13 protein-coding genes and 1 pseudogene are annotated in these 14,389 nt (G+C 74.0%); 7 read left to right on the plus strand and 7 right to left on the minus strand.

What is annotated here, in order from left to right; translation table 11 throughout:
- Window positions 1-65: 65 nt before the first annotated feature.
- Window positions 66-558: pseudogene (locus OG435_RS38675) on the plus strand (PaaI family thioesterase).
- A 9-nt stretch (window positions 559-567) separates the two neighbouring features.
- Here OG435_RS38675 and OG435_RS38680 read toward each other — a convergent pair.
- Complete coding sequence (locus tag OG435_RS38680; RefSeq protein ID WP_266884430.1) at window positions 568-1,128, minus strand: TetR/AcrR family transcriptional regulator; 561 nt, start codon at window positions 1,126-1,128, stop codon at window positions 568-570.
- A 115-nt stretch (window positions 1,129-1,243) separates the two neighbouring features.
- Between OG435_RS38680 and OG435_RS38685 the strand changes: the two genes are divergently transcribed.
- Window positions 1,244-1,936 carry an SDR family oxidoreductase gene (locus tag OG435_RS38685; protein ID WP_266884432.1) on the plus strand — a complete coding sequence of 231 codons (693 nt, stop codon included), beginning with the start codon at window positions 1,244-1,246 and terminating at the stop codon, window positions 1,934-1,936.
- 51 nt (window positions 1,937-1,987) lie between these two features.
- On the opposite strand, the gene OG435_RS38690 is transcribed toward OG435_RS38685, so the two are convergent.
- Both OG435_RS38690 and OG435_RS38695 read right to left on the minus strand, forming a co-directional pair.
- Entirely contained in the window at window positions 1,988-2,986 is a 999-nt protein-coding gene (locus tag OG435_RS38690; RefSeq protein WP_266884434.1) for a universal stress protein, read from the minus strand.
- Between the two features lie 48 nt (window positions 2,987-3,034).
- Window positions 3,035-3,391: a hypothetical protein gene (locus tag OG435_RS38695; RefSeq protein WP_266884436.1), complete on the minus strand. Its 357-nt coding sequence runs from the start codon at window positions 3,389-3,391 to the stop codon at window positions 3,035-3,037.
- A gap of 194 nt (window positions 3,392-3,585) precedes the next feature.
- Between OG435_RS38695 and OG435_RS38700 the strand changes: the two genes are divergently transcribed.
- Window positions 3,586-4,035, plus strand: a complete 450-nt coding sequence (locus OG435_RS38700) for a universal stress protein (protein ID WP_266884438.1) — start codon at window positions 3,586-3,588, stop codon at window positions 4,033-4,035.
- Between the two features lie 62 nt (window positions 4,036-4,097).
- Here OG435_RS38700 and OG435_RS38705 read toward each other — a convergent pair whose 3' ends face one another.
- Window positions 4,098-5,048: a serine/threonine dehydratase gene (locus OG435_RS38705; protein ID WP_266884440.1), complete on the minus strand. Its 951-nt coding sequence runs from the start codon at window positions 5,046-5,048 to the stop codon at window positions 4,098-4,100.
- A gap of 57 nt (window positions 5,049-5,105) precedes the next feature.
- On the minus strand, window positions 5,106-5,750 hold the full coding sequence (locus OG435_RS38710; RefSeq protein WP_266884442.1) for a TetR family transcriptional regulator: 645 nt from the start codon (window positions 5,748-5,750) through the stop codon (window positions 5,106-5,108).
- A gap of 180 nt (window positions 5,751-5,930) precedes the next feature.
- On the opposite strand from OG435_RS38710, the gene OG435_RS38715 reads away from it, so the two are divergent.
- The 4 genes from OG435_RS38715 (at window position 5,931) to OG435_RS38730 (ending at window position 12,349) form a co-directional block, all read left to right on the plus strand.
- The gene (locus OG435_RS38715; RefSeq protein WP_266884444.1) at window positions 5,931-7,646 is read left to right on the plus strand and encodes a ricin-type beta-trefoil lectin domain protein; all 1,716 of its coding nucleotides are present in this window, start codon (window positions 5,931-5,933) and stop codon (window positions 7,644-7,646) included.
- A 119-nt stretch (window positions 7,647-7,765) separates the two neighbouring features.
- Window positions 7,766-10,072, plus strand: coding sequence for an alpha-N-acetylglucosaminidase (locus tag OG435_RS38720; RefSeq protein WP_266884446.1), 2,307 nt, complete (start codon window positions 7,766-7,768; stop codon window positions 10,070-10,072).
- 223 nt (window positions 10,073-10,295) lie between these two features.
- A complete protein-coding gene (locus OG435_RS38725; protein ID WP_266884448.1) occupies window positions 10,296-10,652 on the plus strand; it encodes a hypothetical protein in 357 nt (118 codons plus the stop codon).
- 101 nt (window positions 10,653-10,753) lie between these two features.
- A complete protein-coding gene (locus OG435_RS38730) occupies window positions 10,754-12,349 on the plus strand; it encodes a molybdopterin-dependent oxidoreductase (RefSeq protein ID WP_266884450.1) in 1,596 nt (531 codons plus the stop codon).
- A gap of 66 nt (window positions 12,350-12,415) precedes the next feature.
- Here the strand turns inward: OG435_RS38730 and OG435_RS38735 are convergent, their stop codons facing one another.
- Both OG435_RS38735 and OG435_RS38740 read right to left on the minus strand, forming a co-directional pair.
- Window positions 12,416-13,429 (minus strand): iron-siderophore ABC transporter substrate-binding protein, encoded by a 1,014-nt coding sequence (locus OG435_RS38735; protein ID WP_266886460.1) that lies wholly within the window; start codon window positions 13,427-13,429, stop codon window positions 12,416-12,418.
- Between the two features lie 78 nt (window positions 13,430-13,507).
- Window positions 13,508-14,323, minus strand: coding sequence for an ABC transporter ATP-binding protein (locus tag OG435_RS38740; RefSeq protein ID WP_266886462.1), 816 nt, complete (start codon window positions 14,321-14,323; stop codon window positions 13,508-13,510).
- Window positions 14,324-14,389: the final 66 nt, after the last annotated feature.

The following is a 14,389-nucleotide window of genomic DNA, read 5'->3' on the forward strand; positions in this document are numbered from 1 at the left end:
ACGCATGGCTAGCTTCAGCCGAAGAAGCCAGATCCTGGACAGGATGGACAGGAAGGCACCGGACCGTGGGGCGAACGCGTACGTACAGCTGGGACGACCCCGAGATCCCGGCACGGGCCGCCCGCGGCATGGCGGGCCTGGACTTCCTGCGCGAGGTGCAGGCGGGGCGGGTCTCGCGGCCGCCGATCGGCCGGACCCTCGACTTCGAGCTGGACGAGGTGGAGCACGGCCGGGCGGTCTTCTCCCTGATGCCGGGCGAAGAGCACTACAACCCGATCGGCAGCGTGCACGGAGGCGTGTTCGCCACCCTGCTCGACTCGGCGGCGGGCTGCGCCGTGCAATCCACCCTCCCGCAGGGGATGGCGTACACCTCGCTCGACCTGACCGTGAAGTTCCTGCGCCCGATCACCGTGGACACGGGCCGGGTGCGGGCCATCCGGGACGGTACTGAACGCCGGCCGCCGCATCGCCCTCGCCGAGGCCCAGCTGGTCGACGCGCAGGACCGCCTGCTCGCCCACGCCACGAGCAGCTGCATGCTCTTCCCCGTGCCCGCGTAGCACTCCGCATCAGTCGGCCGGCGTCAGGGCCGCGTGCGCCGAGGCGAGGATTTCCTCCGAGAGCGGCGAGCCCTTGGTGGCCCGGGACAGGAGCAGCGCGCCCAGCAGGGTGCAGAGCCGGACGGTCCCGTCCTGATCGTCGGTGGCGAGGAAATCGGCGAACCGGGCCGCTCCCTCGGTGTAGACGCGCCGGGCCTCCGGCCACCCGTCCTCCCGCGCCATGTCGGTGGCGAGCGCGGCGACCGGGCAGCCGTCCGCCGGGGCGTCGCGGTGCCCGACCGAGAGATAGGCGTCGATCAGGGCCTGCTGGGCGGCGCCCCGCTGCCCGTCGTGCTGCTCCAGCCCAGCGGTGTGCCGCAGGGCGAGTTCGGCGAAGGCCTGGGCGGTCGCCTCGGCCACGAGCGCCTCCTTCGAGGCGAACTGCTTGTAGAAGGCGCCGTGGGTCAGGCCGGCCTCCTTCATCAGGTCGGCGACGCTGACCTGTGTCCCCCGCTCCCTGAGGAGCCGGGAGGCGGTGTCCACCACCCGCCTGCGATTTTCCTCCGCCTGTGCCTGCGACACGCGGCCCATGGCCACCTCCCGTTTGGATGTCGACTGGCATCTATCCTAGGGCAGTGGTTAGATTGCATCCATAATCTAATTACCGCGGGCCGCCGGACGGCACCCGCCAGGGCGAGGAGCAGGCATGGAACTGAAGAACGCGGTCGCGGTCGTCACCGGCGCCAACCGGGGCCTCGGGCGGCACCTGGCCGCCCAGCTCGTGGAGCGCGGCGCGAAGGTCTACGCGGCGGCCCGCCGCCCGGAGTCGGTCGACCTCCCCGGCGTCACCCCGCTGCGCCTGGACGTCACGGACCCGGAGTCCGTGCGGGAAGCAGCCCGCATCGCGTCCGACGCGACCCTGCTGATCAACAACGCGGGCATCTCCACCGGCGCGACGCTGATCGGAGGCGATCCGGACGAGGTGCGCCGGGAGATGGAGACCAACTTCTTCGGCCCGCTGACCGCGACCCGCGCCTTCGCCCCCGTCATCGAGGGCAACGGCGGCGGAGCCGTGCTCAACGTCCTGTCGGTGCTGTCCTGGGCACACCCCGCCCACCTCGGCTCCTACGCCGCCACCAAGGCCGCCGCCTGGGCCCTGACCGGCGCGACCCGCGAGGAGCTGGCATCCCGGGGCATCGCCGTCTCGGCCCTGCACGTGGGCTACATGGACACCGACATGGCCGCCGCCGTCCCCGCCGACCGGAAGGTCTCCGCCGCCGACGTCGCCGCCCAGACCCTGGACGGCATCGAGGCCGGCCTGGCGGAGATCGTCGCCGACGAGCTCACCCGGCAGGTCAAGCAGGGCCTCGCCGCCGCACCGCAGCCGATCGCGGCCTGAGGCCCACCGTCCCGGGTCGGCCGGCCTGACCGACCCGGGACGGCCTACGGCCTAGCCGCGTACGGGAACCACCGCCACCGGGCACAGGGCGTGCAGCAGTACCGCGTTGGAGACCGAGCCCATCAGCAGGGAGTTCGCCCGCAGGCGGCGGCGGTGGCGGCCCACGACGATGAGGTCGGCCCGCTGGGAGGCGGTGACCAGGCGGCCGGTCGGGTCGCCGGGGGCGACCACCGCTTCGACCGTGACGTCGGGGTAGCTCCTCGTCAGGTACGGCTGGAGGCGCGTGCGCTGGTTCTCGGCGAGTTCCCGGGCCGTTTCGGTGGCCTCGCCGCCGGCCGTGCCCGGCGGGTAGCCGCCGCCGCGCTCGGCGACCAGGGAGCCGACGAGGGTGAGCGAGGACAGCGGGACCAGGTGCGTGGAGACGACCTGGAGCACCGCGCCTCGGCGGCGGGCCTCCGCGAAGGCGAACTCGATGACGCCCTCGGCGGTCTCGTCGGGTGCCAGGCCCAGCACGATCCTTCGCTCGCCGGCCGGGGCCCCGCCGGGGTCCCGACCGGGGTCCGCGCCGGGGACCCGCCCCGCGGCCTCCTCCGTGACGAGCCGCGCGGTGTGCGGGACGACCACGACCGGGCAGGGCGACTGGGCCGCGCAGACCCGGCTGTTGGAGCCGAGCAGCAGGCTGGCGAAGCCGCCGAGGCCGCGCGAGCCCATGACCAGGAGCTGCGCCCCCGCCGTGAGTTCGATCAGGGTGGCGGAGGGGGTTCCGTCGCGGGAGACGCAGGTGACCGGCGGCAGGTCGTCCCGCCCGGCCAGGCGCGCCCGTACCGCGTCCAGGACCGGATCGGCGTCCCCGCCGGGCTGCGGTACGAGGGCCTCGCCGTGGGCGTGGAACCGCGGGGCTTCGGGCCGTACGTGTGCCACGTGGAGCGCCGCCCCGCGCGAGCGGGCGGTGTCGAGGGCCCAGTCCAGGGTCCTCAGGCTGTGTTCCGAGCCGTCCACGGCGGCGAGGACGGGGCGGGCCGGGGCGGTGGCGGCCGAGTTGGTCTGCATGCCTCCACCCTCCGGCGGGGCGGGCCCGGCGGGCAGGGACCGAAGGCCCTACTTCACACGGTAGTCGGCCTTCTCGGCGAGCTTGCCGTCCTTGTAGCAGAAGCGCAGGACCGTATCGCCGTTCCCGGAGTCGGACAGGTACCAGGAGCACCGGCTGCCAGCGGGCACGGCCGGGCCGCCCTCCTTGAGGGCCGAGGTGACGAAGCTTTCGCCGGACGGCAGTTCGCCGCGGACCTCGGCCTCGGAGTCGCCGACGCTCACGGCGTCGTACACCTTCCGGTCGACGAGGGTCTTGTCGGCCACGTCCATGACCTTGCCCACCCCGAAGAGCAGCGCCACGAGCAGCCCGATCCCCAGCACCCCGGCCACCGCACAGCCGATCAGACATCCATTGCGTCGCGCCACGTCGAACTCCTCGTTCCTCTGCGTGCCCCCGCGTGCCTCTGCCCGCCGGTCCTCCCGACTCTCGCAAGCGGGTGCGGCCGCCGCTGTTCTCCAAAGTCTCGGGTCCGCGCAACGATCGTCGTTCGAGGTCGGACCGGGTGCGGCGTGTATACAGGGATCAGAACGATCATCCGGACGAAACGTGAGGAACCATCGTGAGCCAGAACACCGAGCCTCTGATCGTCGTCGGCGTGGACGGTTCGAACCACTCGAAGCAGGCCCTGCGCTGGGGCGTGGGCCAGGCGAAGGCCATCGGCGGCCGCGTGCACGCCGTGATGAGCTGGGAGTGGAACACCAACCCCTTCGGTGTCAGCGCGGCCGAACAGACCGAGCTGGTCCACGCCGAGGACGCGGCCCGGCAGAAGCTCGCCGACACCGTGGCGGAGGCGGTCGGCACCTCGCCCGGCGTTCCGGTCTTCCGCCGGGTGGAGCAGGGCTCGCCCGCGCGGGTGCTGGTGGAGGCCTCGAAGGAGGCGGCGCTGACGGTGGTCGGCACCCGCGGCTACGGCGGCATCAAGGGCGCCCTGCTGGGCTCGGTGAGCCAGCAGGTGGTGCAGTACGCGGCCAGCACGGTCGTCGTGGTCCGCGAGGACGGCTCCGCCTGAGGTTCCGCGGCCGGGGGCCGGCCGCGGACAGGGGCCGGGTGCAGGGGCCGGGGGCAGGGCTCCTAGGCCGGCACCGTACCCAGGTCCGCCGGGTCGGTGTTGGCCCCGCAGAGCACCACGGCGACCCGCTCGCCGAGCGGTCCGGGTGCGGTGCGTACGGCCGCCAGGGCGGTCGCGGCGCCCGCTTCGACGACGATGCGGTGTTCGTCCCAGAGCGCGCGCCGGGCGGCGACGATCGCCGAGTCGGGGACCAGGACGGACACGGCGTTCGGCTCACGGACGGCGGCGAGCGCGTCCGCGGAGACCCGGGTGGCCCCGAGGGAGTCGGAGGCCACCGAGTCCACCGGGACGTCCACGAGCCGGCCGGCTTCGAGGGCCGCGTTCAGGGCCCGGCAGTTCTCCGGCTCGGCCGCGACGACCCGTACGCCGTGTTCCCGCGCGGCGGTCGCGATGCCCGCGAACAGCCCGCCTCCGCCGACCGCGACGACGACCGTGTCCAGGCCGGGCAGGGCGGTGCGGATCTCGTCGAGCAGGGTCCCGGCGCCCGCGGCGATGAGCGGATGGTCGTACGCGTGGCTGCTCAGCGCCCCGCTCCCGGCCGCGAACTCCCGGCAGGCGGCGAGCGCTTCGGCGTACCGGTCGCCGACGAGCCGTACGTCCGCCCCGTAGCCGCGCAGCCGCTCCACCTTCACCCGCGGGGCCGTGGCCGGCAGGAACACGGTGGCGGTCACTCCCTCGGCGCGGGCCGCCCAGGCGCAGGCGAGCCCGGCGTTGCCGCCGGAGGCGATGGTGACCCCGGCGCCGGGGAGGGTGCCGGCGGCGCGGTGGGCGGCGAGGAAGTTGCGGGCTCCGCGTGCCTTGAAGGAGCCGGTGTGCTGGAGGTACTCCAGGGCGTACGAGATCCCTCCGCCCGCCGGCACCACCGTGACGGGCCGCACGGCCCCGGCGATCCGGCCGGCGGCGGCGCGTACGGCGCCGTAGTCGAGGGACACCGCGTCGAGCTGCTGTTCCATGGACCCGCACTCCTGTCGTTCGAAACTCTTGGCTCTGGCTCTGGCTCCGGCTCTGCCTCAGGCCCCCACGGGCCGGTTCGCCTCGATCAGCTGCCGCAGGGCGCCGTAGTACACCTCGTGGTCGGTCAGCGCGGGCAGTACGTCGGCCATCCCGGCCGAGAGCACGGGGAACTCGGCGGGGTCCAGGGCGGCCAGTGCCCCGCGCGAGGCGGCGGTGGCGGCGGCCGGGTCCCGGTGGTCGACGAAGGCCGCGCTGCCCAGGGTCAGCAGGTACATCCGCCGGTACGCGGTCATCGCCTCGGCGGGGGTCATCCCGGCGGCCACGCTGTCGGCGAGCGCCGGCTCCACGAGCCGGGCGAGCAGCTGCCGGCCCAGCCAGGGGCGGCCGCCGCGCAGGATCATCAGCCCGGGGTGGGCCGCGAGGAGCCGGTAGAGCGCGCTGAACCGCTGCTCGGTGGCTCCGGCCCAGCCCACCGCGGCCGGGATCTCGGGCAGCTGGGCGGCGAGGTGCTCGGTGCAGAGGTCGAGCAGGCCGGCGAGGTCGGCGCACCGGCGCTGGACGGTGGCGTGCGAGACGTCGAGCCGCTCGGCGAGCGCGCGGAAACTGAGCGCGGCGGGCCCCTGCTCGTCGATGATCCGCAGGGCGGCGGCGGCGATCGTCGCGGGTGTGGCGCGGTCCAGGGCGGCTGACCTTCTCGGCATGAGATACACCGTATCAGCCACTGTCACATCCAGCGTATCGAGCGGCGCGTTACCTCCTTCGCGCGCGCTCGACTACACCCATATTGCTGGTCATTGGTCCATAACCCCCGACTTATGTTGACAGCGGGTAGTCACACCGCTGCACTGAGCCCTCGACAGCCCCCACGTCAAGGAGACTCCGTGCCGCCTCGCCTGCGTGCGTCGCTCCCCTGTCTGACCGCGGCCGCCCTGCTCGCCCTCGCGCTCTGCCCCGCCCCGGCGACGGCCGAGCCCCACGCGACGTCGGACACCCCGCTCGCGCTCACCCCGCCCATGGGCTGGAACAACTGGGCGCACTACATGTGCGACATCGACGAGGCCAAGGTCGTGGCGAACGCGGACGCGCTCGTGGCCACCGGCCTGGCAGCCAAGGGGTACGACACCGTCACCATCGACGACTGCTGGATGACCAAGAGCCGTGACGCGGACGGCAATCTGGTGGTCGACACGCAGAAGTTCCCGCACGGGATGGCCTGGCTCGGCGCGTACCTGCACGCCAGGAAGCTGAAGTTCGGCATCTACCAGGACGCCGGCTCCCTCACCTGCGAGCGCTACCCCGGCAGTGGCTCCCCCGAGGGCGGCGGCCCCGACCACTACGCCCGCGACGCGCGGCAGTTCGCCTCCTGGAAGGTGGACTACGTCAAGATGGACGGCTGCAACCTCTGGGTGCCCGAGGGCAAGACCAAGGAGCAGGCCTACCGGGACGCGTACAACTCCGTGGCCAGGGCGCTGCGCGGCAGCGGCCGGGACATGGCGCTGTCCGCCTCGGCGCCCGCCTACTTCCAGCAGGGAGAGTGGGGCGGATCCGACTGGCACAAGGTGATCGACTGGGTCGGCGAGACCGGCCAGCTGTGGCGCGAGGGCAAGGACATCAAGGTCTACAAGCCGACCGCCCCGGACACCTCGCGCTGGAGCTCGGTCATGGGCAACTACGGCTACAACCGCTGGCTCGGCCGGTACGCCGGCCCCGGCAACTGGAACGACCCCGACTTCCTGATCGCCGGCGCCCCCGGGCTCACCGCGGCGGAGAGCCGCAGCCAGGTCGGCCTGTGGGCCATGATGGCCGCGCCGTTCATCCTGTCCTCGCAGGTCTCCGAGCTCTCCGCGGAGGGGCTCGCCGCCCTCGGCAACACCGATCTGATCGCGCTGGACCAGGACCCGATGGGCCGCCAGGGCGCGGTGGTCTCCTCGAACGCCACCTTCGACATCCTGGTGCGGCCGCTGGCGAACGGGGACCGCGCGGTCGCCGTGCTCAACCGGTCCGGCGCCGCCCGCGACATCCGCGTACCGCTCGACGAGCTCGGGCTGGACTCCTGCACCGTCGAGTCGAAGAACCTGTGGAACGGTGAGACCCGCGAGCTGTCCGAGACCCTGACCGGAACGCTGGCCCCGCACGACACGGGCGTCTGGCGGCTCACCCCGCGCACCGGCTGCGCCGAGGCCGTGCCGACCGGGCAGATCGCCGGCCGGGGCGCCGGCACGAACGCCGCCTGCGCCGACGGGGTGAACACCACCGGCGTCGGCGCCGTCGTGATGGCCGCCTGTACGGGCGCACCCGACCAGCGCTGGACCGTGGGCCGGGACAGCAGCCTGCGCCTGGCCGGTGCCTGCCTGTCGGCGGGCGAGGAGGGCCTCGTGGAGCTGGCCGGCTGCGCGGACGGGCGGCAGCGCCGCGCGGCGGGCCAGAGCTGGACCCCCCGCCGGGACGGGGCCCTGATCGACGACGCGAGCGGACTCTGCCTGACGGCTCCCGCCCCCGCGGCGGCCCCGGTCGAACCGGGCACCCCCGCCGAGCGGCTGCGGCTGACGCCCTGCGGCGACCACCAGGTCGACCAGGCGTGGGCCCTGCCGGTCTGACGGCCCGCCCCATGGGGAAGCCGACGAGGCGCCAGACGAGGAAGCACCCACCCACCGAGCCGAGCGAGCCGGCCGCAGCGCCTGAGCGGGCGGAGCCGACAGAAACAAGGACGACGCGCATGCCGGTCCCCCTCCCACGACGCGGCCGGGCCGCCCGGCGGGTGCGCCACCGGGTCACCCTGGCCGCGCTGCCCGCGGCCCTGCTCACCCTGACCGCCGCCGGGGCGGCCCCCGGCGCGACGGCTCCCACGGCCGGAGCCCCCGCCCGCTCCCCCGCGACGGCCGGCGCGGGACACACCGCGGCGACGCCCCCGGCCCGGCCGCGGGTCTTCGACGCCGCCCCCGCGCGGGCCTCGCTGCAGCGGCTGCTGCCGCGCCACGCCGGGCAGTTCACGCTGGTGCCCGACGCGGGAGCCGGGCCCGACACCTTCACCGTGTCCGGCACGGCGGGCCGGATCACCGTCCGGGGTTCCACCGGCGCCACCCTGCTCACCGGGGTCGGCTGGTACCTCCAGCACGTGGCCGGAGCCGACATCGGCTGGCCCGGGGACAGCATCGGCCTGCTGCCCGCCGAGCTGCCGGCGGTGCCGTCGCCGGTCACCCGCAGCGCGCAGGTGGCTCACCGGTACGCACTGAACGACACCGACGACGGGTACAGCGGCCCGTACCGCACCTTCGAGGAGCACCAGCGCCAGGTCGACCTGCTCGCCCTGCACGGCATCAACGAGGTGTTCGTCCAGGTCGGCGCCGAGTACCCGTACTACAAGGCGCTCCAGCGGTTCGGCTACACCGCCGAGGAGCTGCGGGAGTGGATCCCGGGTCCAGGTCACCAGAGCTGGTGGCTGCTGCAGAACCTGAGCGGCTTCGGCGGTCCGGTGTCCGAGGAACTGATGCGCGGGCGCGCCGAGTTGGGCGGGAAGATCGCCGAGCAGCTGCGCGGACTCGGCATGACCCCGGTCCTGCCGGGCTACTTCGGGACGGTGCCGCCGGCCTTCGCCGGACGCAACCCGGGGGCGATCACGGTCCCGCAGGGCGACTGGGCGGGCTTCGACCGGCCCGACTGGCTCGACCCGATGTCGCCGCCCTTCGCCACACTGGCCGCCGCGTACTACGCCGAGCAGCGCGCGCTGTTCGGGGACAGCACGATGTACCGGATGAGCCCGCTGCACGAGGGCGGCCAGACCGGTTCGGTGGACGTCAAGGCGGCCGCCGGAGCCGTGCAGCAGGCCCTGTGGGCGGCGCATCCGGGGGCCCTGTGGGCGGTGCTGGGCTGGCAGGACGATCCGACCAAGGAGCTCCTGGCCGGGGTGGACACCTCGAAGCTGCTGATCCTGGACGGGCTCTCCGACCGGTACAACCGGCTGGACCGCGAGACCCGTTGGGGGGGGACCTCGTACGCCATCGGCTCGATCTACAACTTCGGCGGGCACACGACGATCGGCGCCAACACCTCGGTGTGGATCGACCGGTTCGAGTCCTGGCGCGCGAAGCCCGACAGCGCGCTGACCGGCATCGCCTACCTCCCCGAGGCCACCGGGACCAATCCGGCGGCCTTCGACCTCTTCACCGATCTGGCGTGGGAGCCCGGCCCCGTCGACCAGCAGAAGTGGTTCGCCGACTTCGCGGCCCGCCGGTACGGGGCTCCGGACGCCCAGGCCGCCGCGGCCTGGGAGGAGCTGCGCAAGGGCCCGTACAGCACCTCCTCGGGGCTGTGGTCGGAGTCCCAGGACAGCCTGTTCACCGCCCGGCCGAGCCTGACGGCCGTGGGATCGGCCTACTGGAGCCCCAAGGCCATGCGGTATCCGGCGGGTTCGGTGCGCCAGGCCCTGGACCACCTGCTCAAGGTGGCCCCCCGGCTCCGCGGCTCCAGCGCCTACCGCTTCGACCTGGTCGACACCGCCCGGCAGGCCCTGGCCAATCACTCGCGGGTGCTGCTGCCCCGGATCAAGGCCGCCTACGAGGCCCGGGACCTGGCCCTGTTCCGCGAGCTGACCGCCGAATGGGCGCACGGGGAGCAGCAGTTGGACGCGCTCGTCGGCTCCGATCCGAACTTCCTGCTCGGCTCCTGGCTGTCGGCGGCCCGCGCGCACGGCGCGGACGAGGCCGAGCAGGACCGGTACGAGTACGACGCCCGCTCGATCCTCAGCGTGTGGGGGCGGCAGAGCACCAGCGAGGGCGGCTTCCTGCACGACTACGCGAACCGCGAATGGAGCGGTCTGGTCAGCGAGTTGTACGCCCGGCGCTGGTCCTCCTACTTCGCCTCGCTGGAGGAGGCCCTGGTGCGGCGCGCGGCGCCGAGGGCGATCGACTGGCACGCCTTCGAGGACGACTGGGCCAGGCTCACCACCCGCCACCCGACCCGGCCGACCGGCGACCCGTACGCCCTGGCGTCCGGCATCGCCGCCACCCTTCCCGCCGTCAACTGACCTACGTCACGAGGGAGGTGGGGATCCTCCGATGAAGCGGCGCTCACCCTCCGGGGGGAGGCTCCCCACCCGCCCGGGGGACAACCGGGCCGACTGCCCGACGCTCTAGCGCGGCACCGGGTTCACTGAAGGACACTGCCGGAAACGGAGCAGGGGCGGTCACCGGAGCCATCGTCCGGCGACCGCCCTTTCCGACGCCGCCACCGCCGGAAGGACGCCCGCCATGTCCGAGACCGACCCGTACCGCACCTCCGCGACGCTGGAGCTGCCGGCGCCCCCCGCCGATGGGAGCGCCTCGCCTCCCGCCGGGCCCGGCACCGCGCCTGCCCTCGCACCTGGTCCCGCACCCGCCGGCCCGGCCACCACCGGCCGCTTACGGCCGCCCGCGGACCGGGAGCAGCAGCCGTGGTACCGCTCCGATCCGCGGGAGCACCTCACCGACGGAATCGTCGAACTGCGCAAGCGCCGGCAGATCGCCACCCACCGGACGGCGGGCCCGGCCGATCCGGCCGATCCGGAGAGCCGCCTCGCGGCCATGGCCCGGCGGGCCGCGGAGCGGGCCGTGCACCCGCTCGCCTAGGTCGTCTCTTTCGGATCTTGCCGGGCGCGGACCCCCGCTTCGGAGGCACCCTGGTACCTGGGGGTCCATCCCACCGAGCGGCGCGCGGGCGGTGACTGCGCATGATCCGTACGAAAGCGGGGCCGGACGACCCCGGCGGGCGCTCCCGGTACGCCCTCGGCGCCGTCGCGGGGCTGCTCGCCGGCTTCGCCGGGCTGGCCCTGGCCCAGCTGGTCGCGGCGGCCGTCCGGCCCGAGGCGGCCCCGCTCACCGCCGTCGGCGGGACCGTGGTCGACGCCACCCCGGCCGCGGTCAAGGAGTGGGCGATCCGCAGCTTCGGTACGGAGGACAAGCTGGTCCTGACCCTGGGCATCGGCGCCGTGCTGGCGGCCGTGGCGATCGCGGCCGGGCTGCTCGCCGTACGCCGCCCGGCCGCGGGCACGGCGCTCGCGGCCGCTTTCGGCGTGCTCGGCGCGGCGGCCGCGCTCACCCGGCCGGAGGCCTCCTGGCAGGACGCGCTGCCCTCGCTGGTGGGCGGGGCCGCTGCCGCCGGAGTGCTGTACGTGCTGGTCAGAGCCATCCCGCGGCCCCATCCGCGGCCCTCGGGGGCCCGCCCGCCCGGCGCCCTGGACCGGCGCGGCTTCGGCCGTCTCGCCGTCGCCGTCCTGGCCCTCTCCGCCGGAGCCGGGTACGCCGGGCGGCGGCTCGGCGCCTTCGGAGACGCCGGAGCCACGGCCTCGCGGGCCGGGCTCGTCCTGCCGCCGCCCGCCGTGGCGGCCCCACCGGTCCCGGCCGGTTCGGACCTGCGGATCCCCGGGGCCACCCGGTTCATCACCCCCGACCGGGAGTTCTACCGGGTGGACACCGCCCTGGTGATCCCCCGCCTGGACGCGGACACCTGGCGGCTCACCGTGCACGGGGAGGGGGTCTCCCGGCCCCTCACCCTGAGCCTGCGGGAGCTGCTCGACCGGCCCCTGGTCGAGCACGACGCCACCCTCACCTGCGTGTCGAACGAGGTCGGGGGCCCGTACGCGGGCAATGCCCGCTGGCTGGGCGTGCGCCTCGCCGATCTGCTCCGCGAGGCGGGGGTGCGACCGCCCTCGCAGGGCGGCCGCGCCGACCAGCTCGTGGCCCGCTCGGTGGACGGGATGACCCTCGGCACCCCGGTCGAGACCGTGATGGACGGCCGGGAGGCGCTGCTGGCCGTGGGCATGAACGGCGAACCGCTCGCCTTCCGGCACGGCTTCCCCGTACGGATGATCGTGCCGGGCCTGTACGGGTACGTCTCCGCGTGCAAGTGGCTGCGCGAGCTGCGGCTCACCACCTTCGCCGCGTACGACGCGTACTGGGTCCGCCGGTCCTGGGCGCAGCGGGCGCCGGTCAAGACCCAGTCGCGCATCGACACCCCGCGCTCCTCGGCCGAGGTCGCGGCGGGCCCGGTGGCCGTCGCCGGGGTGGCGTGGGCGCTGCACCGGGGCATCGCGCGGGTCGAGGTACGGGTGGACGGGGGCCCGTGGCGGGAGGCCCGGCTCGGGACGGCGGACGGGAACGACACCTGGCGCCAGTGGGTGTGGCCCTGGGAGGCGGCTCCGGGCGGGCACACCCTGGAGGTCCGGGCCACGGACGGCACGGGCGCCGTACAGACGGCGGAACGCGCCGGAACCCTCCCGGACGGCGCCACCGGCCTGCACAGGGTGACGGTCCGGGTGCGGGGGTAGGACCCGAAGCGGCCGCCGGTCGTGGTCCCGACGTGCGGGGCTCCCCCGGCGAGTCGGCCGGCTCCGCTACTTCAGGGCCTTGGCGATCTCGGGAACGACCTGGTCCAGGGCGTAGGAGACGGAGAGGACGGAGTCGGTCGCGAAGGCCGAGCTGAGGGTCGACTCGGGTTCGAAGACGAGGTCGTGGCCGGCCTTGACGACGGGGATCTCCTTGAAGAGGGCGTCGTCCTTGGCCTTGGCGGCGGGCACCCCGATCGGCACCATGATCATGAGGTCGGCATCGAGCATGTCCAGGTCCTCGCGGGAGAACTCGGTGAAGAACGAGCCCCCCGCCTTGGCGTCGACCTTCGGGTTGTTCTTGAAGCCGAGGCGCTCCAGGAAGTCGACGCGGCCGCTGCCGTGGACGTAGGCGCCGTAGCCGACGCTGGTGAGGGAGCCCGCGGTGACGGTCTTGCCCTGGAACTCGGGGTGCTGTGCCACGGCCGCCTTGAACTTGCCCTCGACGGCGTCGACGAGTTCCTTGCCCTTGTCGTGCAGGCCCAGGGCGTCCGCGACCATCCCGGTCTGGGTCTCCCAGTTGGTCAGGTACTGGTCTCCGCCCTTCGGGACGCCGATGGTCGGGGCGATCTTGCTGAGGGTGTCGTAACGCTTCTGGTCGCCGCTCGACTTGGTGTCGAGGATCAGGTCGGGCTTGAGGGCCGCGATCTTCTCGTACTCCGGCTCCATGGTGCCGATCTTCTGGGGGCTCTTGGTGTAGAGGCCCTTGGCCCAGGGGCCGGTGCCGTCGCCGCCGAAGGCGAGCCAGTCGCTGGCGCCGACCGGCTGTACGCCCAGGGCCAGCGCGGTCTCGGCGTCGCCCCAGCCGAGGGCGACGACGCGCTGGGGCTTCTTGCCGACGGTGATCTCACCGAACTTGGTGGCGACCTTGGCGGGGAACCCGGCGCCGGCCGCGGGAGCGGTGGCCTTGTCGTCCTTGGAGCCGGCGGAGCACGCGCCGAGGGCGGTGGCCAGGGCCGTCGCGGCGGCGAGGGCGATCACGGTCTTCGTACGGCGGTTCCGGGGCGCGGCGGTGCGGGTCATGCGGGTCATGCGGGATGCAACCTCGTTCGGGTTTCGGGGATGGGCGTCGTACGGGGAGAGAAGGCGGTGCCGGACCGCTCAGGGGCTCGTCCGGTCGGTGCGGTGACGGCCGATGGGGACGATCAGGGGAGTTCCGGAGACCGGGTCGGGGACGAGCGTGCAGCGCATGCCGAAGGCTCGGGTCACCAGTTCCTCCGTGACCACTTCGGCGGGCGGGCCCTCCGCGATGACCCGGCCGTCGCGCAGCGCGACGATGTGGTCGGCGTAGCGGCAGGCGAGGTTCAGGTCGTGCAGGACGACGGCGATGGTGGTGCCGTGGCCCTGGTTGAGGTCGACGAGGAGGTCGAGGACGTCGAGCTGGTGGCTCACGTCGAGGTAGGTGGTGGGCTCGTCGAGCAGCAGGATCTCGGTGCGCTGGGCGAGGGCCATGGCGATCCAGACGCGCTGGCGCTGGCCGCCGGAGAGCTCGTCGACGGAGCGGTCGGCGAGTTCGAGCACGTCGGTGGCCAGCAGGGCGTCGGCGACGGCCGTGTCGTCCTCGGAGGTCCACCGCCGGAACCAGCCCTGGTGCGGGTAGCGGCCGCGGCCGACGAGGTCGGCCACGGTGATCCCGTCGGGGGCGACCGGGGTCTGGGGCAGGATGCCGAGGCGCGCGGCGACCTCGCGCGTCGCCAGGGTGTGGATGTCCCGGCCGTCGAGCAGGACGCTCCCGGACAGCGGGGGGAGCAGCCGGGCCATGGAGCGCAGCAGCGTGGACTTCCCGCAGGCGTTGGGGCCGACGATCATCGTGATCCGGCCCGGCGGGATGTCGAGCGTGAGGCCGTGGACGATCTCGCGGCCGTCGTAGCCGAGCCGGATGTCACGCGTTCCCAGGGTGGGTCCGCCGCAGGGCATGTCGGTTTCCTTGTCGTCCTTGTCGTGACGGGTGGCCCCGGTCGCCGGTCCGGGGGCGGGCGGCGC

This window comes from Streptomyces sp. NBC_01264 (genome assembly GCF_026340675.1).
GTDB lineage: Bacteria > Actinomycetota > Actinomycetes > Streptomycetales > Streptomycetaceae > Streptomyces.

Excerpts from the sequence above, each read along its gene's own strand:
- OG435_RS38680 (WP_266884430.1), bottom strand. The coding sequence starts at position 1,128 with ATGGGCCGCGTGTCGCAGGCACAGGCGGAGGAAAATCGCAGGCGGGTG.
- OG435_RS38685 (WP_266884432.1), top strand. The coding sequence starts at position 1,244 with ATGGAACTGAAGAACGCGGTCGCGGTCGTCACCGGCGCCAACCGGGGC.
- OG435_RS38690 (WP_266884434.1), bottom strand. The coding sequence starts at position 2,986 with ATGCAGACCAACTCGGCCGCCACCGCCCCGGCCCGCCCCGTCCTCGCC.
- OG435_RS38705 (WP_266884440.1), bottom strand. The coding sequence starts at position 5,048 with ATGGAACAGCAGCTCGACGCGGTGTCCCTCGACTACGGCGCCGTACGC.
- OG435_RS38710 (WP_266884442.1), bottom strand. The coding sequence starts at position 5,750 with ATGCCGAGAAGGTCAGCCGCCCTGGACCGCGCCACACCCGCGACGATC.
- OG435_RS38720 (WP_266884446.1), top strand. The coding sequence starts at position 7,766 with ATGCCGGTCCCCCTCCCACGACGCGGCCGGGCCGCCCGGCGGGTGCGC.
- OG435_RS38725 (WP_266884448.1), top strand. The coding sequence starts at position 10,296 with ATGTCCGAGACCGACCCGTACCGCACCTCCGCGACGCTGGAGCTGCCG.
- OG435_RS38730 (WP_266884450.1), top strand. The coding sequence starts at position 10,754 with ATGATCCGTACGAAAGCGGGGCCGGACGACCCCGGCGGGCGCTCCCGG.
- OG435_RS38735 (WP_266886460.1), bottom strand. The coding sequence starts at position 13,429 with ATGACCCGCACCGCCGCGCCCCGGAACCGCCGTACGAAGACCGTGATC.
- OG435_RS38740 (WP_266886462.1), bottom strand. The coding sequence starts at position 14,323 with ATGCCCTGCGGCGGACCCACCCTGGGAACGCGTGACATCCGGCTCGGC.